Below are 26,076 nucleotides of genomic sequence, written 5' to 3' on the forward strand. Positions count from 1 at the left end.
ACCGACTATCACGGTTGCTTCTCCGGCAAGGGGGTGTTGTGTTGATCGGCGTCGGCAGGCTCGCCGAGCAATCGAGCCAGCACGAGCGGCGTATCGCTATCGACGACCAGCAGACGCGACAGCTTGAAGCGGGGCGAATCGCGATCGATCGTGCGGCCGCCCAGTTCGAACGCGGCGCGGTATCCGGCTACGCGCGCCCACTGAACGAGTTCGTCGTCGACGATTCCGAACGGCCAGGCGAGAAGATCGACGTGGGTTTGCAGATGCGCCTCGAGGCTCGCGCGCGACTTTTGAAGCTGCATGGTGGCGAACGCTTCGAAGGCCTCGTGCGGGAGGCGGGCGCGTTCGACGTTGAAATTCGGATGCCAATAGGTATGCGATTGGACGTCGAACAATCCTGTTGCCTGCAGCGCTCGCAACTGATCCCAAGTCAACGCGTATGAAGCGTTGGAAATCGCCGACGGATAGATGAACAGGGTAATCGGCAGATGCTCGCGCAAGGCGATCGGGCGAAGCGTATCGAATACGCTGCGGTGCCCGTCATCCACCGTCAACGCGATCGCCTTGGGCGGCAAGCCGGCTCGCTGGTCCTCGAGCCAAGCGACGACGTCATGCAAAGGGACGAAGCGATACCCGAGGGCGCGCAGCATCCGCAATTGCGCCTCGAACGTTTGAACGCGAACCGTCATCGAGTCGGCGGCGGTTTGTCCGAAACGGTGATAAACGAGCACTGCGACACGCGCGGCGGCGTCATTCGCCATGGCCGGCATCGTCAATGCGTTGCCGCACAAGATAGCGAAGACGAGCGCCATGCGACGCAACGCCTGCAGAGAAGTTTTAGAGCGCATGTTGTTGGGGCAGACAGCTCCGTCGCAACGTGGGCGGCGTACCCATCTTCTCGCACCCGGCCGAGGTCTCGCATGACATCGATCAAATCCGGCGGCCGTAGGCGCACCGTTGATGTGCATCAATCGATGAGAGCCCGGGCAGTGCTCTACTGCGACGAATTACGCCAGCCAGCAAATCTTTCCGGCCATGACCCGCATCGTGACGCTCACCTTGAATCCGGCCGTCGATCTTTCGTTTTCCGTCGATCGCCTGGTGCCGACGCGTAAGCTGCGCTGCAGCGGAGTGCGCCGGGACCCGGGTGGAGGTGGGATCAACGTCGCTCGTGTGCTGCGCCGCTTGGGCGCCGACTGTACGGCACTGTATTTGGCGGGTGGACGAGCGGGCCGAGCGCTCGCGGAACTCTTGAACATGGAGCGCGTCGCGATCGATTGCGTGCCGATCGCGCAGGAAACGCGCGAAAACTTCGCGGTGCGGGAGACGTCGACGGGACACGAATATCGTTTCGTCGCGCCGGGGCCGCAGGTCACGCCGATGGAGGCACAGGGGTGTTTCGATCGTTGGATGGCGTTCGATCCGGCTCCGCACTTCTTAGTGGTCAGCGGCAGCTTGCCGCCGGGTGTCCCTGTCGATTTCTACGCCCGTATCGCGCGGGCGGCGAGAGCGAAGGGCACGCGCGTCGTGCTCGACACGTCGGGCGATGCGTTGGCGGCCGCCCTCGACGAAGGCGTCTACGCGGTGAAGCCGAGTATCGATGAGTTGCGCGAGTTGACGGGGCGGCCGCTCGAGGCGCAAGCCGAGTGGATCGAGCAAGCGCAGCGGCTCGTTACGCGCGGACACGCCCGGATCGTCTTGCTGACGCTAGGCGAGCGGGGCGCATTGATGGCCACCGAGGATGGCATCGACCATGTGGGTGGGGTACAGGTACCCGTCGTCAGTGCGGTCGGGGCGGGGGACAGCTTCGTTGCCGCGTTCGTGTGGGCGATCGACCGGGGCTTGCCGGCGAAAGAAGCCCTGCGTTACGGCGTGGCCGCGGGCACTTCGGCCGTGCTGCGCGCGGGCACTGTGCTCGCGCAGCCGGACGAAATCGAGCGCTACTACCGCGCGTCGGTCAGTGCCGACGCGGTGCGGACAAGCTAGTTTGCTTAGTCGACGAGGCGAATGCCGAATACCGTCGCTTGCGACAGACGAACGCGCTCGGCTTCGCGATGACGCGCTTCGAACGAGTAGTCGGCGTCGAGCGGCAGGTGCGGCGAAGCGAAGAAGTCGCTGATCTTTTGAACGAGGGCGAAAACGTAGCTCATGGCAACTCCCGGTTGAATGCGTCTTAGGGTTATCCCTTAAGACTGCATTCTAGGGTTTTCCCTAGCGGAAAGCTAGTGCGTTGCACAAAAGTTGTTGCGGAAATGCCGCAGCGCCCAGGAGAGCGTGGATGGTGCATTGCGGCATCTCGTGTTATCGCGCTGATGGTGCGGGCCGCCCAAATCGTGCCAGAGCAGCTGAATAGCAGTCCTTCGTAATACCATGGGAGCGAACGGTATTACGGCGATCTTAGGGGGAGATCTGATGGTCATGGCGCAATCCGCAACGCGCTCGCAGCAAGAGTTTCTTAAGGGTGCGATTCAGCGGCTCGGGATGACTCGCGCGAGTTTTGCCCAGCGTATCAGCGTGCCGGAGAAGACGCTCGATAAGTGGCTTGCTCCTGCGGGGACAAGTGATTTCAGGAAGATGCCTGACATGGTCTGGACGTATGTTATCGAGATTTTGGCGTGGGACGCAAAAATGCCCGATATACCCCCATTGGGGGTATATGATGATGCCAATCAACCGGAGATTCTCGTGAAGCCTTCTGTCGCACTGAACGCGCACCGCGCGGAGATTCGCAGGATCGTGGAGAGCAACCGAGCATCGAATGCACGCGTGTTCGGCTCGGTGCTGCGCGGCGAGGATACCGTCGAAAGCGACTTGGATCTCCTCGTCGAGCCGCAACCTGGCATGACATTGCTTAATGTCGGCGCAATCGAATGCGGTGTGTCCGAGTTGCTGGGCGTAGAGGTCGACGTGCTGACACCGAATGCCCTTCCGGAAAAGTTCCGCGCACGCGTCATGGCCGAGGCTCAACCTGTATGAGCGGCAAGGAACTCCGGGTGCCTGACTATCTCGGTCACATGATTGAAGCGATCGACCGTATCGAAAGCTATATCGGCGATATGGACAGAGACGCGTTTGGCGCGAGCAATCTTGTGGTGGACGCGGTGATCCGGAACATCGAAATTATCGGGGAGGCCAGCAACAAGGTTCTCAAGCACGATCCCGCGTTTGTGAAGCAGCACCCCAACGTGCCGTGGAAGTTCAGCTACAAAATGCGGAGCATCGTGGCACACGATTATTTCAAGGTAGACCTGGACATAGTGTGGGCGACCATCAAAACCGACCTTCCGACGATGCGCCAAGACTTGCAAACGCTGCTCGATGGGTTCGATGAACCGGGCAGGCCTTCGGCGCCGCGCCCCGGCATGTAACGACAAAACCGCGTACGAAAATCACTATCAACCTGGGCGGCGCGTCGATTGACCAGTCAGCACGTTTTCAGGGTGAGGCATTCACGCGGACCATCGCAGCGATCCGGGATGCAGGAGGCGCGTCGGCCACAGACCGCGAAGACCGCGCAATCCAACCAATCTTAGGACCTTCAATGAAATTCGACGCCATCGTATTGGGCGCCGGCATCGTCGGCGTATGCGTCGCCGATCACTTGCAGCAGATGGGTATGGCCGTCGCGCTCGTGGACCGAAACGCGCCGGGCATGGAAACATCGTTCGGCAATGCCGGATTGATTCAGCGAGAGGGTGTCTATCCTTACGCCTTTCCGCGCGCGCTCGGCGATTTGCTGCGTTACGCGGGCAACAAGGCCCTCGACGTGCGCTATCACGCGGATGCGATGGCCGAACTCGCGCCGTTCCTGTGGCGCTACTGGCGCAATTCCCATCCCGCGCGGCATGCGAAGATCGCGCGTTCTTACTCGACCCTCATCGAGCACTGCGTGACCGAGCATCGCGCGCTGGCGGAGCAAGCCGGTGCAAACGATCTGATACGCGCGTCCGGATGGATGAAGGTCTTCAGAACGGATGAGAAGCTAGACCGCGAGATAGCCGTCGTCGAGCGTTGGAGGCGCGAATACGGTGTCGATTTCGAAGCGCTCGATCCTGCTCGTCTGAGGCAACTCGAACCCAGCCTCGATCAATCCTTGGTGGGAGCCGTGCGCTTCACCGAAGCCGAATCGGTGACCGATCCGGGCGCACTCGTGACCGCCTACGCCCGGCATTTCGAGAAGCTAGGCGGCCGTCTCTTTCTTGGCGATGCCGCGACGTTGCGCGAGGGGTGGTCGGTTCAAACCGAACACGGCGCGATCGAATCGAAGCGTATCGTGCTCGCGTTGGGGCCGTGGTCGGCGCCGATTGCGAATCGGTTGGGATATCGATTGCCGCTCGGCATCAAGCGCGGCTACCACATGCATTACGAAGCGCAATCGCAGGCCCGCCTCGATCATCCGGTGCTCGATGTCGAGAGGGGTTACCTGTTGGCACCGATGGCGCGCGGCATTCGTTTGACGACAGGGGCCGAATTGGCACGCTGCGACGCGCCGAAGACTCCGGTGCAACTCGACGCCGTCGAGCCGATCGCGCGCAGCCTGTTTCCGCTCGGCGCGCGTATCGATGCGCAGCCATGGATGGGGCGGCGTCCTTGCACGCCCGATATGCTGCCGATCATCGGCCCCGCGCCGAAACACGAAGGGATGTGGTTCGCCTTCGGGCACGCGCATCACGGCTTGACGCTGGGGCCCGTGACCGGGCGGTTGCTGGCGCAAATGATGTCGGGCAAAGAGACGATCGTCGATCCGAGTCCGTTCCGCGTCGAGCGATTTTGAGGGGAAGGCGTCAACCGGTCGAATACCCGGTCGAGGTCCTGGCGCCCGTAGTACGATCACCCATGCGCGGCCCGTCGCGCCAATACACGTACGCAAAACGCTTTAGGGGGCAAACATGAACCAGCTTCCCACGCTACTGCCGACGAGCGCGGCCGATGAAACCTATGGCGGGGTGACCTACCACATCGGCGGCGAGCTCGTGCCCGTGTTATCGATCGACGTCTCAGGCCAATCGGTCTATTTCGAACACCACATCTTGCTCTGGAAGAACTCCACCGTCCGAATCGGCCTCAAGCCGCTCAAGGGCGCGGTCAAGCGCATGATGGCCGGCATGCAAGTGTTCGTTACCGAGGCGAGCGGGCCAGGCGTCATCGCATTCAGCCGAGACGGCGCGGGGCATATCGTGCCGATTCACCTCGCCGCCGGAGAGGAGCTGCATGTGCGCGAGCATCAATTCCTAGCGGCTACCGCAAGCGTCGATTACACGTTCGAACGCGTCCGCGGCATCAGCAATATGCTCTTCGGGCAAAGCGGGTTCTTTATCGATAAATTCCGCAGCCACGCGGCCGACGGCGTGCTTTGGGTGCACGGCTACGGTAACGTCTTCGAGAAGGTGCTCGGCCCCGGCGAGACGATCGATATCGAGCCGGGCGGCTGGCTCTATAAGACGCCCGAGGTCCGTATGGAAACCGTGGTCGATCGACTCACGAGCGGACTTTTCGGGGCGGGCGTCAACTTCATCGTCAACCGCTTTACCGGGCCCGGCCGCGTCGGCATTCAGTCGATGTACATGAACTACGCCTCCGCCGACAATTGACGCCGTCGGTCTAGCTACCGCGGCCCTGGCGCCGCGGCAACGGGAATCGCCGCGTCAGGCCGACAGCTTGAACGTGGCGACGGCGCCGTCGAGATCGGCCGCGTGCGTCTCCAGTGCGCGCGCCACGTCGGCAGCCGCTTCGACCAGCGCCGCGTTTTGCTGCGTGGCCTCGCCGATCTGAGCGATCGCGATCCCCACTTGTTCGATGCCGACCGATTGCTGCCTCGACGCGACGGCGATCTCCGCGATGATCGAGCGCACCTCGTTCACGCGCGCCGTGATGCCGCGCATGGCTTCGCTCGCTTCTCCGGCCACCCGATATCCGCCTTGGACCATGGTGGTCGACTCGGCGATTACCGCGTCGATCTCCTTCGCTGCCGCTGCGCTGCGCTGAGCGAGCGCTCGCACTTCCGCCGCGACGACGGCGAACCCTTTGCCGTGTTCGCCCGCACGTGCCGCTTCGACGGCGGCGTTCAGCGCCAGGATATTGGTTTGGAAAGCGATGCCTTCGATGACGCTCGTGATATCGGCGATCCGCTGCGACGAACTGTTGATCGTCCCCATCGTCGACACGACCCGCTCCACGGCCTCGCCGCCGCCGGCGGCCGCGACCGCCGCGGCATCGACGACGTTGCTCGCGCGTGCCGCATGATCGGCATTTTGCTGGACGGTGGTGGTGATTTCTTCCATGCTCGCGGCCGTCTGCTCCACGCTGGCCGCTTGCGTCGCGATGCGCGCGGCGATATCGCCGCTGCTCGTGCTGATGCGCGCCGTACCCATGCTTACACCCGCGCACGCCTGCCGCACTTGGGCGACGATACGCGCGAGTCCTTCGCCGACGCCGTCGACCGCGCCCACGAGGCGGCCGATCTCGTCCTCACGGCGTCGAGCATGCCCGCGCGATCGGCTCCCCGCACCGAGGCGAACGCTGAGGTCGCCCGCCGCCAATCGCCCCGCCGCGGCTGCGACGTCATCGAGCGGGCGGCTCACCAGCCGGCGCACGACGATCAAGAAGACGAGGCCGAAGACGGCGAGCAAAACCAATGCGATCACGGCGAAGCGATTGCGGATCGACGTGACTTCCGACATGACTTCGTCGTCTATCGCGATGCCGCCGATCAGCCATTGCCATTCGGGCACCGTCAAAAACGAAACGGTTTTGTTGCGGGCGTCCGTTTCTCCGAGCGTGGCATCGGCCGAGCGGTACTCGATTCGGCCTTCCTTCGCATCGAGCATCTGGGAGTAAGGACCGTTCTTGTCGTCGAAGTGCTCGCCGACGGCGCGCGGCTGCACGACGAATTTGCCGCGGCCGGCACCGCTCGAGGCATCCACGACGAAGTAGTAGCCGCTCTCGCCAACTTTGTCGGCGCGGATCCGATCTTCCAATGCTTGGATTTGCTCGTCGACGTCCACGCCGACGAAGAGCGCCCCGATAACGCGGCCCGATGCATCGCTCACGCTCTTGTATTGCGTGATGTAACGCTTGCCGAACAGTTTGGCGAGGCCCGTATAAGTATGCCCGGCCATGACCGGCCCGTAGGCGGGGCCCTTGCGGTCGAGCAGCGTGCCGATCGCGCGCGAGCCGTCTTGCTTCTTCAGCGAAGTCGTGACGCGCACGAAGTCGTCCCCATTGCGTGCGAACACGGTGGCGATGGCGCCGCTGCGCTCCAGAAACTGATCGGGTGCGGAGAAATCGAGGTTCAGCACATGCTCGCCCGCCTTGAATGTCGGCGTGGCGGTGCCGTTGATATCGACCTTGTTGGTATCGTCGAGCGAGAAGCCGCCGGGAAGGAAGCTTTCGAACAGCGTCATCGTCCGACCGACTTCCGACGACAGCGCATGATCGATGACGGCAATCGTTTGCGCGATCGAACGATTCTTTTCGTCGATTCGCTTCATCACCTGTTCGCGAACTTGCGCGCCGGCCGCCTGCGTCAATGCCCACGAAAACGCGATGAAAATCAACGCGACGAGCACGCAAGAAAAGGCGACGAGCCGCGCGCCGATACTCAGACCACGCTGACGAGCTAAAGTCATTAAAAATCCCAGATATTGAACGAATGGCCTAGGCAATGGCGCGTGACCGCGTTTCAAGCCGATGCGCGCTTGCCCTCGACTGCTGCCCATATGACTGGAGCAGTCATAGTTAACGGCAGCATTTCGTCCAACTTGAGCGCCGGGGGCGGCGCTCGAGTGCCGGGACTTATCGCGTTGGACCGAACAGCAGCACCGCCTCAGTTCACTTTCGCCCACTCCGCGCGGATCAGCGCGCGAAATTCAAGGTATTCCCAGTCTGAGTTCGGCGTGAACTGCTTGATCTGGTCACCGTCGATGTAATCGAAGTACTCCCAGTGAATCGTGTCGTTATCCGGGTACCGATAGCACTGGATCGTCGCCGTCATATTGCCGGGCGGGTTGCGGTTCACGAGCTTGTGGACTTGATAGTACTCGGGCGTCAGGTAAGTGACCTCGCCTTGGTGGAACACGGCCTCGGTGAAGTAGTCGGTCACGCTCGGACTCAACTCGGGATAGAGTTCGACCCAGATGTCACCGTGCAACACCTTGATGACGGCGCACGCCTCCCCATGATCGTGGATAGGCGAGTAATGATTGCCGGGCCAGATTTCCAGCACATACGGCGAACCCGGCGAGTCGCCCTTGTTCGGACCTATCGTGATGCGAAGATAGGTTTCGTCCGGCTCGCTCTTGCCGAATTCGCCGGCTTTTTCCTTCAACTTTTCGTAGCAGATGCAGCCCGGCGTGACGATGCTGTAGTTGATCGCGGCCGAGAAGTCGGGGAACTCGGGCGTGTCGAGTTCGACGGCCGGACCGGCCACGTTGCCGTAAAGCACCTGGCACGCATTGGGCAAGCTCGCGATCGCTGCCGCTTGATTGCGGGCGATCATATCGAGCGTGATTCGATCGCTCGGCACCAACACGGGTGGCGGCGCCAGCACGACGGGAAGCGGCCACAGCAAATGAGCCAACGCGACCGGCAGCGACGTTTCGGTGTGCGCGGCAAGCCCGATATAGCGCAGGTTCTTGTAATCGCCGGCCGCCTCGATGGCCGCTTTCTTGTGAGCCTCGCGGCGCGCTTTGGCCGTTGCGCCGGCGGGCAGCGTGGGGGCGGGCGCGGGCGAGAGCGGTAACGGGGCCTCGAACACCACGAGCTGCGGCAGCATCTCGCCTTTGCCGAATCGCACCCGGGCGTTGAGGTAGTCGAGGCTCAGCCAATACGAAATCGCAACTCCGGGATCGATCAATGCCTTCGGCGCCGTGGTTTCGGCAATCACGCCTGCTTGCCCGGTGCCGTTGTCGCGGCGCAAGGCGGTCTTTTGCAGGCCAACTTCGAGTACGAGCAGCGTGCCGTCCACGTCCTTTTGCGACGCGAGGACGATGCGAAATGGTTGATCGGTCTTGAACGTGAAGGAAATCGTGCCCTGGCCGAGCACGGGGAATTCGTAATTCGTGAAGGCAACGGGCCATTGCGAGCCCGACGATGAGCCGATGGGCTCCGATACTCGGGTGGGAAATAGCTGTTGCAACGGGGCACGCGTTCGCGGAACCAGTTTCATTTTCGTCTCCTCGATTTAATCCGCTCAGCCGGACCAGGATTCGACCGGCGCGAGGGATGCTGTTTGAGACGAGTATGGCAGCGGGCAGGGCGAACCTGTCCTGTCAGAACTACCGGCTGTATCGGGGTGATTCGGCCGCTTCGGCGGCGGCGAGTGCCGAGGCTTGCTCGCACCATATACATCACATTGTGATATATATGGTGCCGTTGGCCGAAGCGGGTTCGGCCGCTCGGAGAGGGGTCTACATGAGCGGGGACAAAGGCGATTTCGCAACGGATGTCCGACTCTTGCGTATCAGCGCGATCGCCGCCGTGGGTGGCGCGTTGAGCACGATCGCCGCGGATTTTCTTTTGCACCTCATTCGGTTCTTCACGAACCTGTTTTTCTTCCATCAGCTATCGGCGGCGAACCGGCCGCCGTCCAGTCACGCGCTCGGCGTCCTCGTCGTGCTGATACCCGTGATCGGGGGCGTGCTCGTGGGACTGATCGCCCGTTTCGGGTCCGAACAAATTCGGGGGCATGGCATTCCCGAGGCGATCGAAGCGATTTTGTTCGGCAAGAGCAAGATGTCGCCGAAAGTCGCCATCCTCAAACCGCTGGCCTCGGCGATCGCGATCGGCAGCGGCGGGCCCTTCGGTGCCGAGGGGCCGATCATCATGACCGGCGGCGCGATCGGTTCGCTCGTCGCGCAATATTTTCATCTGACGAGTGCCGAAAGAAAAGCGCTGCTGGTCGCGGGCGCCGTGGCGGGGATGACGGCGGTTTTCGGCACGCCGGTCGCGGCGGTGCTGCTCGCGATCGAGCTATTGCTGTTCGAGTTGCGGCCGCGCAGTCTGTTGCCGGTGGCGATCGCATGCGCCGTTGCCGGATTCACGCGGCCATTGCTGCTCGGCGCAGGGCCCCTCTTTCCGCTGCATACGGCCGTGCTGGGGCCGATCGGCCTCGTGTCGTCCGCCATCGCGGGCCTGATCGCGGGCGCGCTTTCATGGGGGCTGTCCACGTGGCTGTACAAGGTGGAGGATACGTTCGCCAAACTCCCGATTCATTGGATGTGGTGGCCGGCGCTCGGCGCGATCGCCGTGGGTATCGGCGGCTATTTTCAGCCGAGAGTGCTCGGCGTCGGCTATGACGTGATCGGCGACTTGCTCCAAGGGCATTTGGCGACGCAGGCCGTGATTTCGATCGTGGCGATCAAGGCTGTCGTATGGGTCATTGCACTGGCGTCGGGCACCTCCGGCGGGGTGCTGGCGCCGTTGCTGATGATGGGAGCCGGTGTCGGCGCTCTGGCGGCGCCCTATATGCCGGGCGGCGACCCGACGGTTTGGCCGCTCATCTTCATGGCCGCCGCATTGGGCGGGATGATGCGGGCGCCGATCATGGCCGCCGTCTTCGCATTCGAACTCACGGGCGATGCAAACGCGTTGCTGCCGCTCTTGGCCGCCGCCGCCGTTGCCTACGGCTTTACCGTCTTGCTCATGCGCCGGTCGATCTTGACGGAGAAGATTGCGCGTCGCGGTTATCACATCTATCGCGAGTACAGCATCGATCCGCTGGAACGGCATTACGTCGAGGAAGTCATGACGCGCGCGGTCGCCACGATCGACGCGAAGACACCGATCGCCGATGTGCTGAGAGACTACTTCGGCGCGCGGCAAAAGTTTCGCGCGTATCCCGTGGTGCGGTCGGGTTGTCTCGTGGGCATCGTGGACCGTGCGCGGCTCGGTGGAGCCGGCGCCGCCGACGGCGATGCGCCGGTTGGCTCGCTGTTCGGTGCATCGGCGCCGGATGTCGCGTTGTCCGGCGAGACCTGTCGAAACGTGGCCGCGCGCCTCGCCGTGAAAGGGCTGGATCGGGTGCCCGTGGTGGAGAGCGAGAAGACGTACCGGCTCATCGGCATCGTGTCGCGCTACGACTTGCTCAAGCCCTCGACCGTGGTGTTTGCGGAGGAACGCGAACGAGAACAACTTCGGCACCTCTGGTCGAGCGCGAGGGCGAATGCCGTGTCGCCGCATCGCACCGACGACGCGCGGGAGGAGGGCAACGTCATGCGCCAAAAAATATCCGCGCGAAGCGACGCGGAAGGCGGGTAATAAAATTACTAATGCAGCCGCGCACCGTCCTGCGTCGAGGGCCGGGATCTCCCACGGGGTGCTCCGTTCCGGGCATCACATCTCGCGTGACCCGCGCCGTATACGGGAATGTACTAGGGCCCAGTGTTACTAATAATAAATAATATTATATTCGCTGACACTCGCACTCCGCCGCCGCCGCGACGCGGCAAGCCGCGCCACGGGGCGCGCGGGCCTGAGTTCGGGGCCGGCTTTTCAATGCGCATCGATGTTCGTATCGATCATTCCTAGATGGTCGTGCCTTTCTCGGTAACGGCTACCTGTCTATTGCTTAGTTGTCCTGAATGATTTGCCTGTAATCCGATACTTGCTTATTGGAGGGGTCATGACGCTTAAAGCAGCTGGACTGGTCTCATTGTTGCTGTCGGCCGCTGTCGGTTTGACAGCGTGTAACGGCGATTCTCCGGGCGGCGGCGTACCGGCGAGTGTAGCGAACGCGGCCGTCGCGCCATCGAGCACGGCGCTCTCGAGCGCGAGCACGTTGGCCGAGGTCGGGGCGTCGCAGCCGTTGCCGTGCGATGCGGCCTCCGATGCCGGTACGGCGTGCTCGGCGGCGCACAGCGTGACGCGCCTTTTGACGAAGCATTACACGGGGCCGCTGTTCCGGCTCGTGCGCGCCTCGGATGGCGCCGCGCAGGACATTTATCCGTACACCTCGTTCACCTTGCCGGCCGGTGTGAAGCGCGCCCTGATCGGCACGACCAACGTGAAGAGCGTCCAATCGTTCTGCAATAAGACGTCGTGCGCGGTGTCCTATATCTACGACCAAGTCGATCTCGTCGCCTCGCTCAAGGGTGGCGCGTTCGGCAACGTGCCGGCGACGTTGACGCTCAACCAAGACGGCACGCAATCGTTGACGCTGCCGAGCAGCGGACCCGGCTCGCAACATCCGGTCACCGTCCTCGTGCTCAATGGTTTTGCGACGATCACGCTGCCGGGAACGCAAGGGCAACTGAAAGTGCAGTTGCAGCAGCCGCCCGTCGCGCTGACCGCTCAGTCGCCAACGCTTGCACTCACCGTGGGCAATGACCTGCCTGCTTTGGCCGGTTCATCGGCGAAGCTGACGTTCACCTCTGCCGCCGGCCGTCAGATTCCGGGACTGTCGACGTTGGCGGGTCAGGCGTACCGCAATCGGTTCGGCACGGTCAACCAATCGATCGGCGATACCGACATCGCGGCATACATGGTGGCGGGCGCGCAGTACGATCAGTCCTCGCCGTGCTGCGGGACGTACGGCAACATGGAAAGCAGCGCGAACCCGAGCACCTATGTGCACGGCGAGATCGAAGGCGAGATGTTCGCGTTGGCGTTCTCCGACGGTGCCGCGGCCGTGTTCGGCTATTGCGAGGGGGATTCGAACCAGGCGCCGACGGTGAAAGACCCGGTCTGCAACGGGCTCGACGTGAACTGGCCGGGTGTGGATGCCGAAGCCGGCGTTTATCTGTATGGCCCGCAGCAACCGTCGAATGAACAGTTCGTGACGGTGCTGTCGAAATATTCGCCGGTGACCGGCTCGAATGTATTCGCCGTCAAAGGCGGGGCCGCTTCGCAAAGCGTGCTGACCGCCCTGTACGACGGCGTGCCGCCCGAGGCCTATATCTTCGGCAATAGCGCCGGACACGCGTTCAACGGGCAATGGCAAGGCGGCCTTTCGCTCGGCGAGGGCGGCGACGGCAGCCCGGCGCCCGTTCAGTTCTTCGAAGGCGCGATGATCTCGAAGGCCACGCTGAGTGCCACGGACAATGCGATTCAATCGAGCATCGCGGGATTTTATGGGCCCTCGAAAGATCCGAACGGCGCGGCTTGCTACGCGGGTAATTTGATCAATGCGCCCTTGAGTCTGACGGAACCGGAGGCGTGGAACCAAAGCAACGGCGGCACCGCTCAACCGGCTACGGATATCTACGGAACGAGTCAGCGCGCCGCGTTGGTCACGGCCACGAACGGATCGCCGGTCGCGAACATTCACGAAATCATCCGCGTTCAGGGAGGACAGGCCTATACGTTCAACGACTACGTCCTGGCCACGACTAATGCCACGGCTTTCCCCGGCGGATCGATTCAGACCGACGACCCGAGCGGCACCGAATTCGCGTGGGCGCTCAACACCAATACCGGCGCAATCGTGCGCGGTACGTGGGGAGCGGGACAACCTACCGCGCTCGCGGCGGTTAGAGTCGGCAATTGGTGGAAGGTGACGATGACGTTCACGGCACCCGCGGGCTCGAACAATGCATCGGTCTTCATCGACCCGCCCACGTCGAACGCCACAGGCGACCGTTCCCAGCAAACGCCCTACCTCAGTGCGACGCATTACTGCCCGAGCCTGTCGATGGTGACGGCGTCGAATATGTAGGTTTGTGCGCGTTCACCCTTGCCCTGCGCTTGGGAAGATGCAGGGCGCGCTCGCATCCACGTCCTCGGGAATACGCCGCCATGGTTTGCCATGGCGGCGTTCGCTTTATGCGTGGCGCACTTTCGCTGCGTTTATCGACGCTCATTGCCCGGTCGGGTACCATGTTTCGCCCGTGCCGGACTCGAGAGAAGCGGTACGGCGGTGATCGATGATTTTCAGGGGCCGGGACGGTGTGCTCGGCGCCGCAGCTACATATGGATGAGTCGGAATGGGACAAGCAAAGCAGCGGGGCACGAAAGAGCAACGCGTCGCACAAGCACAGGCCAAGGTGGACGCGCTGCGTCCCGAGAAGCTGACCTGTGGTTCGTGCAAAACCGGATTCACGGATTTTCAGTCGCTGGATACGAGAAAGATGAGCGGAATCCATGCCGCGTTCGGTGGGATCTGTCCGTCGTGCGGAGAAACCGTGCTCGCGTTCAGCGGTGAGCAAGAGGCGGTGGCGAACGCCATGATCGCGTGGCAGGACGCCATGGAAAGCGAAGGCAAGCTCGGCAAGCAATCGCGGGACGGCGAGCACGTATCGTTCGACGAATGAACATTGAACAATGACAGTCCGCTATCGACACTATAAGGGTGGCATCTACGAGATCGTGTGCGAAGCCACGATGGAATCGGATCACACCCCGGTGATCGTCTATCGGTCCGCCGAGGGAAAAGTCTGGTGTCGCCCCAAGAGTTCGTTTTTCGAATCGATAGAAGTCGACGGAGCGCTCATTCGGCGCTTTGAAGAAATCCGTTGACCCGTTGTTACCCCACGAGGGAGCCGCGCGGTCCACGCCAATGACTTTCCACTCGCAACCCTGAACGAGACGAAGCCATGTCATACATCCTTTATTACTCCCCCGGTGCCGCTAGTATGGCGGTGCACTGGATGTTGCTCGAGTTGGGCCTCGAATTCGAAACCAGGCTAATCGATATCGATACGGGCGCTCAACACACCGCGGAGTACTTGAAGCTCAATCCGTCGGGGCGCGTGCCGACGCTCGTGATCGACGGCGTGCCCCGCACGGAGTCTGCTGCGTTGTTGATGTTGCTTGCGGAACGACATCCGGATGGCGGTTTTGCGCCGCGGGCCGATTCGCCCGAACGTGCGGAATGGTTTGAAATGATGATTTATCTAGCCAATTCCGTCTTGCCTGCGATGAGAAATTGGTTTTATGCGGCCGAAGATGGCGACCCGGCCGATGCGGCCTCGGTCAAGGCGTTCTCGCGCCGACAAATCGAAGGGGCGATGGAGCGCCTCGACGAACGACTCGCCGACGGGCGTGCATATTTGGTCGGCGATCGCTTGAGTACAGTCGATTTTCTCGCCATCATGCTGATGCGTTGGACGCGAAACATGCCTCGTCCCGCCATTTCGTGGGCGAACCTTGCGACCTATATTCAAAGGCTACGCGATATGCCCACGTTTCGCGAACTCAATGTTCGGGAAGGATTGACCGAGTGGCAAAACTAGCCGCGCGTGTAGATGCTGTCGAACACACCGCCGTCGGCAAAGTGCCGCTTTTGCGCCGCGCGCCATCCACCGAACTCGGTATCGATCGTATAGAGCTTCAAGTTCGGGAAATTGCGAGTGAGTTCGGCGGGCACGTTCTTCGAACGAGGCCGATAAAAGTGCTGCGCGGCGATTCGCTGCCCCTCGTCGCTGTAGAGCGACTCGAGATACGCTTGAGCCAGCTTTTGCGTACCGTGCTGCTCGACGATCTTGTCGACCCATGCGACCGGCGGTTCGCACAAAATGCTCGACGACGGTACGACGATTTCGAATTGATCGCCGCCCGATTCCTTGAGGGATAAGAACGCTTCGTTTTCCCAAGCGATCAGGACGTCGCCCTGGCCGCGCTGCACGAACGTGAGCGTCGCGCCGCGCGAGCCCGAATTGAGGATCGAGACGTTCTTGAACAGGGCTTCGAGAAAGGCCTTCGCCTTCGCGTCGTTACCGCCTGCCTGATGGGCGGCGTAGCCCCATGCGGCCAGATAGTCCCACCGCGCTCCGCCCGAGGTTTTCGGGTTCGGCGTGATGACGTTGATGCCGGCGCGCGTGAGGTCGTCCCAGTCGCGAATACGTTTCGGGTTGCCCTTGCGCACGAGCGATCGACGAGCGGCGAGGGGGCATCGTGGTCGACGTGCGACGCGTCGTTCCGCTCGGTGCCGACGTGCGTGTCGAGTTGGCGACAAGCGCCGGCCAAGCACTCGAAGCGCAAGTCGAGCGGGACGCGTGGCGCGCGCTGGCGCTCCAAGCCGGCGACCGCGCGGTGGCCGTGCCGCGCGCCGCACGGGTCTTTCCGATCGTCTAAGGAGACGCCGGCGCACCCGCGTGCTCGATCAAATGGGCGATGAAGTGCGTGAGCTTCGGCAGGGGGCGCGTGTCTTGTCGATACACGAGATGAACGGGATGCGATTCGGGCAGATGCGGTTGCAGCACCTCGACCAACCTGCCTCGGGCGAGATCCTCCGCGACTAAAACCTCCGGCTGCAAAAGCAGACCCGCACCCGCGATGGCAGCCATGCGCAGGCCGTTGCCGTCATTGCAGGTGAAATCGGGTTCGGGCCAATGCGACGGCCCTTCCCATCCCTTGACCTTCCAACCGTTCCGGCCGTGCCACGCCGTGTGCGAGAGGCAGCGATGCGAGGCCAGATCCTCGGGCGTTTCGGGGCGTCCGTGCCGGGCGATGTAGTCCGGCGAAGCGCAAATGACCATCCGGTACAGCGTCAACGGTTTGGCGATCAGGTCGGCGTCGCCCAATTGGCCGATACGGACCGCCAAATCGAAACCCTCCTCGACGAGGTCGACGATTCGGTTGCTCAATTCCAATTCGACGCGCACGAGCGGGTGCATCTGTTGAAACGTCGCCGCGAGCGGCGCCACGACGTATGCGCCGAAGGTGGTGGGCGCGCTCACCCGCAACGTACCCGACGGGGAAGAACGCAAGCGTTCGATCGACGTCTCGGCCATGCGCACCTGCTCGAGCGCACGCTTTGCGTCTTCGAAAAAGACGCGGCCCGCCTCGGTCAGCCTCTGCCGCCGAGTGGTGCGCTCGAGTAGGCGCGCGCCGAGACGGTCTTCGAGCTCGCGCACGTACTTGCCGACCATCACCGCCGAGATCTCGAGCCGCTGCGCCGCCTCGGTGAAGTTTCCTCCCTCGACGACTGCAACGAAGGTCTCCATGCCACGCAGTTTGTCCATATTGCGAACCTGGGGTTAGCAGTGCATGAAATTAGACCATATATATCTGCATGACGGTTCGTAGAAGAATAAGGGCTTCTCAACTGAACTCGATCAGGAGCCCTTATGAAGATCGTCGTAATCGGTGCTAGCGGGACTGTGGGCCGCGCCGTCGCGGATGAACTCGGACGCGGCGATACGCACGAAATCGTCCGCGTGGGCCGTACACGAGGCGACTATCAAGTGGACATCACCGACACGGATAGCGTGAGCGCGCTGTTCGAGAAGATTGGCCGCGTGGATGCGATCGTTTCGGCGACGGGCAGTCTGTTCTTCGGTCCGGTCTCGAAGATGACGGCCGCCGATTTCAACGTGGGCCTGCAAGACAAGCTGCTAGGTCAGATTCGGCTGGCGCTGGTTGGGCAGCATTACCTGAACGACGGTGGATCGATCACGCTGACCACGGGCATTCTGGCGGACGAGCCGATCGCGCAGGGCGCGAACGCGACCGCGGTGAATGCCGGGATCGAAGGCTTCGTGCGCGCGGCTGCCTTCGAGTTGGAACGGGGCATTCGGATCAACGTGGTGAGCCCGACGGTACTGACCGAATCGCTCGATGTTTTCGGTTCGTTCTTTGCCGGATTCGAAAGCGTACCGGCCGCGCGTGCCGCGATGGCCTATCGACGCAGCGTGGAGGGCATTCAAAGCGGCCGCGTGTATCGCGTCGGTTACTGAAGACCGAAGCCGCATGCGGCGGCCCCGCGCGCTGCCGATTCCTGCCGGGATCGGTAGCCGCCGGGGCCGCCCGCGGTCGGCATGGTATCCGCTCAACGCGATACCACGCGGATCGCGGTATCCGAGCTCAAGGCGCTTGCGTAAAGTCGAACGCGTTGGTCAGATCGCCAGTGGCCGGACGGAAGCCGGCCAAGGGCTTCAAGTTGAAGCGTTTGGTAATGAATTTGAGGATCGATGCCGTGTCGTAGTACGTGTGATCGACGTAACCCTTCTTCGCGTACGGCGAAATCACGACGGCCGGAATGCGCGAGCCCGGTCCCCAGCGGTCGCCCGCGGGCGGTGCCACATGGTCGAAGAAGCCGCCGAACTCATCGGTCGTGACGACGATCGCCATATGCGCCCATTGCGGACTCTTCTGCAACGCGCCGAGCACATTGGCCAGGTCGGCATCGGCGCTTTCGAGATCCGAGTAGCCCGGGTGCGCGTTCAGATTGCCCGCCGGCTTGTAGAACGCAACCGGCGGCAAGGTGCCGTTCGCCGCATCGCTGAGCAGGTTGGTCGCATCCTGCAAGTGGTTCGCGCGCTCGGCTTGCCCCTGCGTGGTGGTCGGGTCGAACCGGCTGTAATAGTTGAACGGCTGATGATGCGGCTCGAAGTCGGGTTGGCCCGGCGTTTCCGTCCAGATCAGCTTGTAGTTCTTGCTGTCGCGCACGGTGAGACCTTCCACCAGCGCGTTGTTCCATTGGCCCGCATACCATTTCCAGTTGACGCCAGCGGCCGTGAGCGTATCGCCGATCGTCGTGAATTTGCTGGAATCGATCGGAGGCAACACCGCGGAGCCTTCATAGGCATCGCCGGCCGGGTTGGCGAGGCGAACGTCTTGGCCCGCCGCCGAGGGCGCCGCGCTCGGTTGATACGGCGGGAGGATGGTGTTGACCGCGTAGCCGTCGGGCGTCACGTCTCCATCATGAACGAATTTGACTTGCCCTTGGTTGGCGCTCGCCGGCGAGGTCGGATCGATCTGCAGCGCTTTGCCGCTGGCGTCCACGGTGGCGATCTCGCTTGCCGGTGCGTTGGGGTAGGTCGGAGCGCAGGCACAGACGAGGTATTGGTGGTTCAGGAACGAACCGCCAAACGCGCCTTGGAAGAAGTTGTCGGCCAACGTGTACTGTTGGGCGAGCTTATAGAGGTTCAGGCTCGAACCATCGTAGTAGCCCATCACGTAGCCACCGCGATTCGAGTAGGCGGCGAACATATTGTTGGCGCCGCCATTGATCTGCATTTGGTGTTGATAGAAGCGATGCACGAGGTCGGGCCCGACCACCGTCATGGTGCTGTTGACCGGCGCCGCATCCAGACGGAAAGGTGCATTGGGCAGCGTGCTGACGAGGCCCAGCGAAGGATCGGTTTCGCTTCCCCAAACGGCGGGTAGCTTACTCAACACCGTTTTGCCGTCGAAGTTCACCTGAGCGTTCGCCGCCGTGACGTTGGCGATGCCGTTCGCCCCGGGGAAGTTGCCGAACAGGTTGTCGAAAGAGCGGTTTTCCAGATAGATAACGACTACGTTCTGCACCTTGTCGATGCTCGCGGCGGCTGTCGCATTGGCAACCGGGGTGTCATTGCTAGAGCCATTGCAGCCCGCCAGCGATACGAGCAGAACCGATGCGGCAAACAGGCTGCGCAGCGCAACGGTAATCGGTCGCAAATGGTTTCCTTCCATGGGTTGTACCTTGTTTTAAAAATAGTAAGCGAGCAGGGCAGAGTTCCGTTACTCGAGCCACCCCAAATCGACGAGACAGTCCGCTAAACGGATGAGTCTGTCGCGGCGACAAAGGCTAAGCGTCGATCGTGACAGTTTCATAAAAAATAATCGCGAATCAAAATAAATCGTCGGGCCGGGAGCCTGATTGAGCGATTCACCCAAAAAAACTAATACCACCATCGGAAAATTTCCATTAATAAAAATATTGCGTTCGTGGTATAGCCGTTTATGGATTGATTCTAAAAAAGCTGATACCTGTATCGGGGAGTTTTTGTGAAGGGAAATGCGGATGTCGCGCGGCTTCGCGAGAGGCCGCGCGGTTACTCGGGGACGGGGGGCGCAGCTATCGTGCGGGTGTCGACGCGCTCTCGCCAACGCACGCGACGTTGGCGATGAAGGCGGAGATGAGCCGGGTGCCGGCGCGGGCATCGAGGTAATACAGGTATTCGCGCATCGATGGCATGTCGTCGGCGATGGCGATTGCACGCAGATCGGGATTCTCGCCAACCTCGCCTCGCGGCATCAGCGTGCAACCCATTTCGCAGCGAACGGCCTCGCGAACCGCCTCTCGGCTCCCGAGCTCGATCACGCTCGGCGGTATATCGACGCCCGCTTGCTCCAATACCTGCTCCATGAGCATACGCGTGCGCGATCCGGGCTCGCGCACGAGCAACGTGTGTTCGCCGACTTCCTCGAGCGAGACGGCATCGCGTAGTGCAAGCGGGTGAGCACGATGAACGACGGCGACGAGCCGATCGTTGGCGATCGTGTGCCGAATGAAGCGCTGATCGTCGTTCTGTTGCGACGACACGGCAATGTCGATACGAAAATCGACGAGGGCCTCGAGCACCTGCTGCGAGTTGCCGATCTGGATGCTGATTCGGACGGCCGGATATTGACGCCGGAATGCCGCAATGGCGGGAAGGATATAAAACGGCCCCGTCGTGCCGACACGTAGGGTACCCGTTCGCAGCTCTTGTTCGTTACGCAGCGTCAAATCGATATCGTTCTCGATTTGCAGCATCTGACCGATCAGCGGCATCAACGACGCGCCGGTCTCACTGAGATCGAGGCGATTGCCGCGACGATGGAAAAGCTCGACGCCATAGTGGCGCTCTAGCTGCTGGATGCGCGAGGTAATCGTCGGCTGGCTCACGTCCAAGCGCTTCGCCGCGGCCGTGACGCTACCCTGGCGAGCAGTTTCGTAGAAAGCGGCAGCAAGCAGCGCGAGCATGGTGGGGCCGGGGATGTAATGCCCGAATATTACAAAAAGCAAATGACAAATCGATGTCGGCTCAATGTAAGAATCGTTTGGGCTTCCGGCAAGGGCGCGGGTGCCCAAGGGTTGGCATAGTCCATAGGCCGATCGGGTCGAAGGGCCGCTGCCGTGCATCAGGGCAACGGCCCCTTGGGCGCTCGGGATCCGCGCGTCAGGCCTGTCTATCGCCGGTCGATATCACTTCACCGGCACCAGCACGGGCGCGTTCTTGTCCTTCAGTAGCAGGACGAGAAATTTTGCCGGCTGCGTCCGGCTTGCGTTGCGTCCCACCGTATGAATGTCGTTCGGGCCTTCATAGAAGGTTTGACCAGGCGTCAAGGTGACTTCTTTGCCGCCCTTGACCTGCATCACGATAGATCCTTCGAGGACATAGACGAATGCGGACGCATTGTGCCGGTGGACCGGATCGACGGCACCGGGCGGGTACTCGACCGCGATCATCACGGCCTCCTTGCCCGGATACTGATCGAGCGCTTTCGTCATGAGCGGCGTGACGACAGCTTCGGGCTCGGCGGCCCACGCCACGCCGATGAACGGACCGGCGACGACGGCGAGGGCCAGTGCGATGCGCTTGAAGCGAACCATGGTGATGTGCTCCCAAAATGACCGGAGGCCCGTACGCGCGGGCCGCCGATGCTGAACGTTCAGGCGAGGTTCGCCTTGTCGAGGCCGTAAGCCTTGTCGGCCGATCCCGGTACGGCTTTGAACGCGATGCTCGCGCGGTTCCATCCGTTGATAGCCATCACTAGGAAGGTCAGATCCGATAGTTCCTTCTCGGAGAGCTGCGCTCGTACGTGCTCGTAGAGGTCGTCGGGCACGCCGTGCTCGGGAAGCTTCGTCAGCACTTCAGCCCATGCGAGCGCGGCGCGTTCGCGTGGCGAGAACAGGGGAGAGTCGCGCCAGATCGCGACATGGTGCAACCGCAGTTCGCGCTCGCCGTGGATATGCGCTTCCTTGACATGCATGTCCACGCAAAAGCCGCAGCCATTGATCTGCGATGCGCGGAGCGTGACGAGATCACGAATAGACGCTTCGATTGCGCTCTCGTGCAACTGATTGTTGAAATCCAGGAACTTCTTGAACAGTTCCGGCGATTGCTGCATGTAGTTGATACGCTGAGTCATGATTTCTCCTGGAAACAGTGGGCGAACGTCCGCGTACCGCGGGTGATGTTGGCGGCAATGCGCCGCGTCGAGTCATAGTACGAGCGAGTGAAGTCCGGGAGTAGAGCGGCGAACGGACTCATCGTGTTGCCTTCGCCGCACCAATCGGCGATGTGCGCAGCGCAGGCGTACGCCTAGAGGATGACGCTCGCCTCGGGCTCGAACACCGGGAGCGCGTCGACTTCGCCTAGGATCTCCTTCAAATCGCGCTCGGCGCGCAGACACAGCATCGAGATCGGCACATCATTGGCGCCGCCCTCGAAGGGGTTTTCAGTGCTGCTCCCCACCTGTTCGAGGGAGGTGTACATCCACGACACGACGACACTGAACGGGACGACGAGCCAGATCATGTTGCCGTGCATGACCCCCGTGACGCTATCGTTGAGCTTGTCGAACTCCTGAAGCAAGCCGAACGGAAAGAACAGGCAAAAGAAGCGAACAAAAAGCGTGTTCACCGTCGCGTATTGACGGGGGTAAGGAAAATTCTTCAGTTGCTCGGCTTTGGCTTGCAGCTCGATCAAATCGCGCAGCGCACGCTCCATTTCCATATAGAAGTTGCCGCTGATCTGCGCGGACGTAAGGAGCAAACGGATCGCGGCGCCTTGCAAACTGATGATCCTCGTGGCCCTGTTCGCGCTTGACAGGACCTGCTTCAGTTCGGCTTCGGGCAAGTACGCGGGCAGCAGGTCTTCAATCGCCGTTTCACGTTCGGGGATGCGGTAGAAGCGCTGGTATTCCATATTGAACGAGCGGTTCATGCTTTCCCAGATACGCGGTTGCCTGAGTTCGTAGCGCAACGCCGTCAGCCAGGCGATGTGCCGGTTCACGAGTTCTTTCGAGCGTGCACGGTCTTCCGGGAAATCTCTTGCGATCATGCCCCACAGCCGGCTTCCACTCAAAATCGCCGTCCAAACGGCTTGCGCTTCCATTGCGCGGTTGTAAGTCTGGACGTTCTTGAAGCCGACGATAAACGATGTCGCGGTGCCCAGCAGTGCAACGACCGTCATGGGAACGGATAACCAGGTGAACCCAAGGAACCGATAAAGCACGACCGGCACGCACCCCCAAATGAGTAGGACGTAGATCTGTCTCCTGGTCCAGATCAAAAACTCAGAAAACTTATATGATTTTCCCAGGTGCATGGCGAGTGGGGCAGGCAACAACGGCTGGTTCGTTCAGGACAACTCTTTCTCGGTCACCGATTCGGACTCCGGCGAAACCCGCTTGACGGGCGGGATCGCTTCGTTGACTTCAGGCCGATAGCGGTGCACGTCGCGCGTGACGAAGCCGACGTCGCGGCTGGGAATGTCGAACCACTCCGGGTGGCCGAAGGAGCGGCGAATATCCTCGAGACCACTCGCCCAATGTTCGCCCATTGTGCTCTTGCTGAACTCATAGTCCTTGTAGTGCCCCTCGAACGCCTTGTTCTTGTAGATCAGATGGACGACGTTTACCGCGCTGCCGTCCGCCGTTTTCTGTGCTTCCTGGACGATGGGATGAGTACGCCGCACATTTTCCGGAATATGCTCGAGCAGCGCCTTGATCATCTGTGCGTGCTTCTGGTTTTGCGACATGAACGCCGTGATCGCCCGCGTACGGCTCGAATACTGAATGTCTTTGGTGCGTTCGCTGACGGCCAACAGGTTGTCCGGCAACTTACCTCGCGAGCTCCACAGATCGACCTGAAAAACGAGCGTGTCTTTATGCTGGCTCTCTCGGACGATCTCCGTGAGGGGAGTGTTCGAAACGAGCCCGCCGTCCCAGTAGAATTCGCCATCGATCTCGACCGCCGGGAACCCCGGCGGCAGTGCACCGGATGCGATGAAGTGCGCGGGCGCGAGGCGCATGGTCGCGTTGTCGAAGTAGACGAGATTGCCCGTCCGCACGTTGACCGCCCCGACGGAGACGCGAATGTTCCCGTTGTTGATGCGATCGAAGTTGGCATATTTCAATAGTGTTTCGCGCAATGCCGAGGTGTCGTAGTAACTCACTTGATCGGGCCGTTTCTTGACGAGCCCTGCAAAAGGCACGTCCACGCGTGGAGCGAAGAACCCCTGCTGACCCTCCACGAGCGTGCGCGTGGCAGCCCAAGCGCTCCACCAGCGGAGCTTCGCATCCTCGAGCCCCGGCCACGCCGGAATGCGCGCACTGAATTGCGAGAAGAAATCGGCTTTTTGGCTGATGGTGGCCCAGAACCCGCGCAGCGCCTCCACCCGATCCGAGGGTGCGTTGCCGGCGATGATCGCGGTGTTCAGCGCGCCGATCGATACCCCCGATATCCGCGTCGGCTCCACCCCGACTTCCGCCAGACCTTCGTATACGCCGGCCTGATATGAGCCCAGGGCCCCGCCGCCCTGGAGCACGAGTCCGATTTCGTCATAAGCGGGAAGCGTCACGGCGTGCGGACGGCGTAGCTTGTTGCGCTGGCTGGGCTGCATGTCCGTCTCCTTATTGCATGTACCAACCGTGGCTGACCACGATCGATTGTCCGGTCAGCGCGCTCGATTCGAAGCCGGCGAGGAATGCGACCGTGTTGGCAACGTCGGCAAGCGATGTGAACCCGCCATCCACCGTGTCCTTCAACATGACGTTCTTCACCACTTCCTGCGGCGAGATGCCCAGTGCCTCTGCCTGCTCGGGGATTTGCTTATCGACCAAAGGCGTCCTGACGAAACCCGGGCACACGACGTTCGCGCGCACGCCTCGGATGCCGCCTTCCTTTGCCACCACGCGCGCGAGACCGAGCAGCCCGTGTTTCGCGGTGACATACGCCGACTTCAGCTGCGACGCTTCGTGCGAATGGACCGAGCCCATGTAGATCAGCGAGCCGCCCTTGTTGGACGCATACATGTGCCGGATAGCGGCCTTCGTGGTGAGGAAGGCACCGTCGAGGTGAATCGCCAGCATCTTTTTCCAGTCGGAAAAGGCATAGTCTTCGATCCGGTTCACGATCTGGATGCCCGCATTCGACACGAGAACATCCAGGCCGCCCACGCGGCTTATGGTCTCGGCCACGCCCTCGTTGACCGCTTCCTCGCTGGTGACATCCATCGCCACGGCGATGGCTTTCCCACCGCTCGCAACGATATCCTCGGCGACCCTTTGCGCGTTCACGAGATTCAAGTCCGCAATGACGACGGTCGCGCCGTCTACCGCAAGCTTGCGGGCACAGTGTTCGCCGATACCGCTTGCCGCGCCCGTAATGAGCGCTACCTTGTCTTTCAGTGTCATACGTCCTCCTTTATGCACTTACTGATTGACCGCGAGCCTCACGGGCTCTGCGGGCGCGAGATAGTCATAAGCCACTTCGCCGAGATCGAGCGTCAGATTCGCCACGATGTGGCGTGCGCCGATGACCTTGCGAACGGGAAGCTCGGCGACCGGCGCGAGCGCGTGCGGGTGCAGCTCGAGCGCCGCGGGTCCCTCCCACGCGCCGATGACCTCCACATCGCGCAGGAAGAAGCGCACCAGTTCGCAAATGCGCGGGGAGCCGTCGACGTGCGGAATGACCTTGAGCAGATAGTTGGGCGTATCGGCAAGCTTGCGGCTTTCGATCGCCGTATCGAGTGCGCGATACTTGTAGCCCATCGTTCCGGTGGCAATGCGCTGCGTCCCGTAATCGAGCGTGCCGAGCACGGTGTCCTTACCGTCGACGCACAATCGCGGCGAAGCGAGCTTCTTCGGAAACCCCCATATTTCCCGGCCGCCTGCGATGGGGCCTTCGTCGTCCAAATACATGGCGTGCGTGAAGTTCGCACGCTTGCCGTCCTCGTCGAGGACCGAAATCACCTGGCCGCTTTCCGTGTAGTCGCCAAACCCCGATGAATCGGGCATGCGGATGAACTCGTAATGGACGATCGCATTGTCGACCGTCAGGGGCTCGGGAACGACCGCCTCCAGCGCGTCCCGGTCCGTCTCATACGAAATGATGAAGTACTCGCGATTGATGAAGCGAAAGGGCGGACGCGGATACGCGGGATTGAGTACCGGCATGGCAAACGCATGCTTGCGGATGTCTTCTTCTGTCACGAATCGCTCCTGGCTAGGGTGTCGTATTCACTGGATCGCCGGCAGCTTGCATAGCCGTCTTGAGCACGGATCATAGGCGTGGGTTTCGGACGAGAGTAGCCTCGCGATAGGGCTCATGATGTTGCCGGCGCGACAACAATCGAGATGGCGGTTTCTTCGGCCACTCGCGATTCGGTTTGCCGAGGCCTTACCGCAATTTCGTTCCGTCGACGGCGTGCCGCACGCCGGCCA

At 61.7% G+C, this 26,076-nt stretch carries 24 protein-coding genes and 2 pseudogenes; 12 read left to right on the forward strand and 14 right to left on the reverse strand.

Going from position 1 to position 26,076, the window contains the following annotated elements; genetic code table 11:
• Positions 1-8: 8 nt before the first annotated feature.
• Complete coding sequence (locus tag C0Z18_RS22665) at positions 9-770, reverse strand: polysaccharide deacetylase family protein (RefSeq protein ID WP_233217444.1); 762 nt, start codon at positions 768-770, stop codon at positions 9-11.
• Positions 771-1,035: 265 nt separating this feature from the next.
• Here C0Z18_RS22665 and C0Z18_RS22670 point away from each other — a divergent pair, with 265 nt between their 5' ends.
• A complete protein-coding gene (locus C0Z18_RS22670; protein WP_102647695.1) occupies positions 1,036-1,986 on the forward strand; it encodes a 1-phosphofructokinase family hexose kinase in 951 nt (316 codons plus the stop codon).
• Positions 1,987-1,991: 5 nt separating this feature from the next.
• Here the strand turns inward: C0Z18_RS22670 and C0Z18_RS33250 are convergent, their stop codons facing one another.
• Positions 1,992-2,150 (reverse strand): hypothetical protein, encoded by a 159-nt coding sequence (locus C0Z18_RS33250; protein ID WP_199189523.1) that lies wholly within the window; start codon positions 2,148-2,150, stop codon positions 1,992-1,994.
• Between the two features lie 535 nt (positions 2,151-2,685).
• Between C0Z18_RS33250 and C0Z18_RS22675 the strand changes: the two genes are divergently transcribed.
• The 4 genes from C0Z18_RS22675 to C0Z18_RS22690 all read left to right on the forward strand — a co-directional run bounded on the left by C0Z18_RS22675 (position 2,686) and on the right by C0Z18_RS22690 (position 5,591).
• Positions 2,686-2,976, forward strand: a complete 291-nt coding sequence (locus C0Z18_RS22675; protein ID WP_102647774.1) for a nucleotidyltransferase family protein — start codon at positions 2,686-2,688, stop codon at positions 2,974-2,976.
• Complete coding sequence (locus tag C0Z18_RS22680) at positions 2,973-3,368, forward strand: HepT-like ribonuclease domain-containing protein (protein ID WP_102647696.1); 396 nt, start codon at positions 2,973-2,975, stop codon at positions 3,366-3,368. Before C0Z18_RS22675 ends, C0Z18_RS22680 begins: the two co-directional genes overlap by 4 nt.
• A gap of 173 nt (positions 3,369-3,541) precedes the next feature.
• On the forward strand, positions 3,542-4,774 hold the full coding sequence (locus C0Z18_RS22685) for an NAD(P)/FAD-dependent oxidoreductase (protein WP_102647697.1): 1,233 nt from the start codon (positions 3,542-3,544) through the stop codon (positions 4,772-4,774).
• 115 nt (positions 4,775-4,889) lie between these two features.
• Entirely contained in the window at positions 4,890-5,591 is a 702-nt protein-coding gene (locus tag C0Z18_RS22690; RefSeq protein WP_102647698.1) for an AIM24 family protein, read from the forward strand.
• A gap of 54 nt (positions 5,592-5,645) precedes the next feature.
• Here C0Z18_RS22690 and C0Z18_RS22695 read toward each other — a convergent pair whose 3' ends face one another.
• Positions 5,646-7,628: a methyl-accepting chemotaxis protein gene (locus C0Z18_RS22695; RefSeq protein ID WP_102647699.1), complete on the reverse strand. Its 1,983-nt coding sequence runs from the start codon at positions 7,626-7,628 to the stop codon at positions 5,646-5,648.
• Positions 7,629-7,825: 197 nt separating this feature from the next.
• Complete coding sequence (locus tag C0Z18_RS22700) at positions 7,826-9,166, reverse strand: cupin domain-containing protein (RefSeq protein WP_102647700.1); 1,341 nt, start codon at positions 9,164-9,166, stop codon at positions 7,826-7,828.
• A gap of 245 nt (positions 9,167-9,411) precedes the next feature.
• Between C0Z18_RS22700 and C0Z18_RS22705 the strand changes: the two genes are divergently transcribed.
• The 5 genes from C0Z18_RS22705 (at position 9,412) to C0Z18_RS22725 (ending at position 15,167) form a co-directional block, all read left to right on the forward strand.
• Positions 9,412-11,256 carry a chloride channel protein gene (locus tag C0Z18_RS22705; protein ID WP_102647775.1) on the forward strand — a complete coding sequence of 615 codons (1,845 nt, stop codon included), beginning with the start codon at positions 9,412-9,414 and terminating at the stop codon, positions 11,254-11,256.
• A 364-nt stretch (positions 11,257-11,620) separates the two neighbouring features.
• The gene (locus tag C0Z18_RS22710; RefSeq protein WP_102647701.1) at positions 11,621-13,651 is read left to right on the forward strand and encodes an arabinofuranosidase catalytic domain-containing protein; all 2,031 of its coding nucleotides are present in this window, start codon (positions 11,621-11,623) and stop codon (positions 13,649-13,651) included.
• 268 nt (positions 13,652-13,919) lie between these two features.
• Positions 13,920-14,246 carry a hypothetical protein gene (locus C0Z18_RS22715; protein WP_102647702.1) on the forward strand — a complete coding sequence of 109 codons (327 nt, stop codon included), beginning with the start codon at positions 13,920-13,922 and terminating at the stop codon, positions 14,244-14,246.
• A gap of 10 nt (positions 14,247-14,256) precedes the next feature.
• Positions 14,257-14,451, forward strand: coding sequence for a DUF1653 domain-containing protein (locus C0Z18_RS22720; RefSeq protein WP_102647703.1), 195 nt, complete (start codon positions 14,257-14,259; stop codon positions 14,449-14,451).
• Positions 14,452-14,528: 77 nt separating this feature from the next.
• Positions 14,529-15,167, forward strand: coding sequence for a glutathione S-transferase family protein (locus C0Z18_RS22725; protein WP_102647704.1), 639 nt, complete (start codon positions 14,529-14,531; stop codon positions 15,165-15,167).
• Here the strand turns inward: C0Z18_RS22725 and C0Z18_RS22730 are convergent.
• Positions 15,164-15,802 (reverse strand): annotated as a pseudogene (locus tag C0Z18_RS22730) (sulfate ABC transporter substrate-binding protein); the annotation flags it as partial. The gene C0Z18_RS22725 and the pseudogene C0Z18_RS22730 sit on opposite strands and share 4 nt — an antisense overlap.
• 11 nt (positions 15,803-15,813) lie before the next feature.
• Here C0Z18_RS22730 and C0Z18_RS33600 point away from each other — a divergent pair.
• Positions 15,814-16,008: pseudogene (locus C0Z18_RS33600) on the forward strand (TOBE-like domain-containing protein); the annotation flags it as partial.
• Here the strand turns inward: C0Z18_RS33600 and C0Z18_RS22735 are convergent.
• Complete coding sequence (locus C0Z18_RS22735) at positions 16,005-16,898, reverse strand: LysR family transcriptional regulator (protein ID WP_102647706.1); 894 nt, start codon at positions 16,896-16,898, stop codon at positions 16,005-16,007. The pseudogene C0Z18_RS33600 and the gene C0Z18_RS22735 sit on opposite strands and share 4 nt — an antisense overlap.
• A gap of 105 nt (positions 16,899-17,003) precedes the next feature.
• Between C0Z18_RS22735 and C0Z18_RS22740 the strand changes: the two genes are divergently transcribed.
• Complete coding sequence (locus C0Z18_RS22740) at positions 17,004-17,612, forward strand: short chain dehydrogenase (RefSeq protein WP_102647707.1); 609 nt, start codon at positions 17,004-17,006, stop codon at positions 17,610-17,612.
• 127 nt (positions 17,613-17,739) lie between these two features.
• Here C0Z18_RS22740 and acpA read toward each other — a convergent pair whose 3' ends face one another.
• From acpA to C0Z18_RS22780, 8 genes are all read right to left on the reverse strand, one after another.
• Positions 17,740-19,332, reverse strand: coding sequence for an acid phosphatase (gene acpA / locus C0Z18_RS22745; protein WP_102647708.1), 1,593 nt, complete (start codon positions 19,330-19,332; stop codon positions 17,740-17,742).
• Between the two features lie 385 nt (positions 19,333-19,717).
• Positions 19,718-20,650 carry a LysR substrate-binding domain-containing protein gene (locus tag C0Z18_RS22750; RefSeq protein WP_332888221.1) on the reverse strand — a complete coding sequence of 311 codons (933 nt, stop codon included), beginning with the start codon at positions 20,648-20,650 and terminating at the stop codon, positions 19,718-19,720.
• Between the two features lie 180 nt (positions 20,651-20,830).
• Positions 20,831-21,238: a cupin domain-containing protein gene (locus C0Z18_RS22755; RefSeq protein WP_102647710.1), complete on the reverse strand. Its 408-nt coding sequence runs from the start codon at positions 21,236-21,238 to the stop codon at positions 20,831-20,833.
• A gap of 59 nt (positions 21,239-21,297) precedes the next feature.
• Positions 21,298-21,777, reverse strand: coding sequence for a carboxymuconolactone decarboxylase family protein (locus C0Z18_RS22760; protein ID WP_102647711.1), 480 nt, complete (start codon positions 21,775-21,777; stop codon positions 21,298-21,300).
• 173 nt (positions 21,778-21,950) lie between these two features.
• Positions 21,951-22,958 carry a bestrophin family protein gene (locus tag C0Z18_RS22765; protein ID WP_102647712.1) on the reverse strand — a complete coding sequence of 336 codons (1,008 nt, stop codon included), beginning with the start codon at positions 22,956-22,958 and terminating at the stop codon, positions 21,951-21,953.
• A 33-nt stretch (positions 22,959-22,991) separates the two neighbouring features.
• Positions 22,992-24,254: a DUF3734 domain-containing protein gene (locus C0Z18_RS22770; RefSeq protein WP_102647713.1), complete on the reverse strand. Its 1,263-nt coding sequence runs from the start codon at positions 24,252-24,254 to the stop codon at positions 22,992-22,994.
• A 10-nt stretch (positions 24,255-24,264) separates the two neighbouring features.
• Positions 24,265-25,047 carry a 3-hydroxybutyrate dehydrogenase gene (locus tag C0Z18_RS22775; protein WP_102647714.1) on the reverse strand — a complete coding sequence of 261 codons (783 nt, stop codon included), beginning with the start codon at positions 25,045-25,047 and terminating at the stop codon, positions 24,265-24,267.
• A gap of 18 nt (positions 25,048-25,065) precedes the next feature.
• Complete coding sequence (locus C0Z18_RS22780) at positions 25,066-25,845, reverse strand: acetoacetate decarboxylase (RefSeq protein WP_102647715.1); 780 nt, start codon at positions 25,843-25,845, stop codon at positions 25,066-25,068.
• Positions 25,846-26,076: the final 231 nt, after the last annotated feature.

Origin of the sequence: Trinickia dabaoshanensis (assembly GCF_002879885.1) — a bacterium.
Lineage (GTDB): Bacteria > Pseudomonadota > Gammaproteobacteria > Burkholderiales > Burkholderiaceae > Trinickia > Trinickia dabaoshanensis.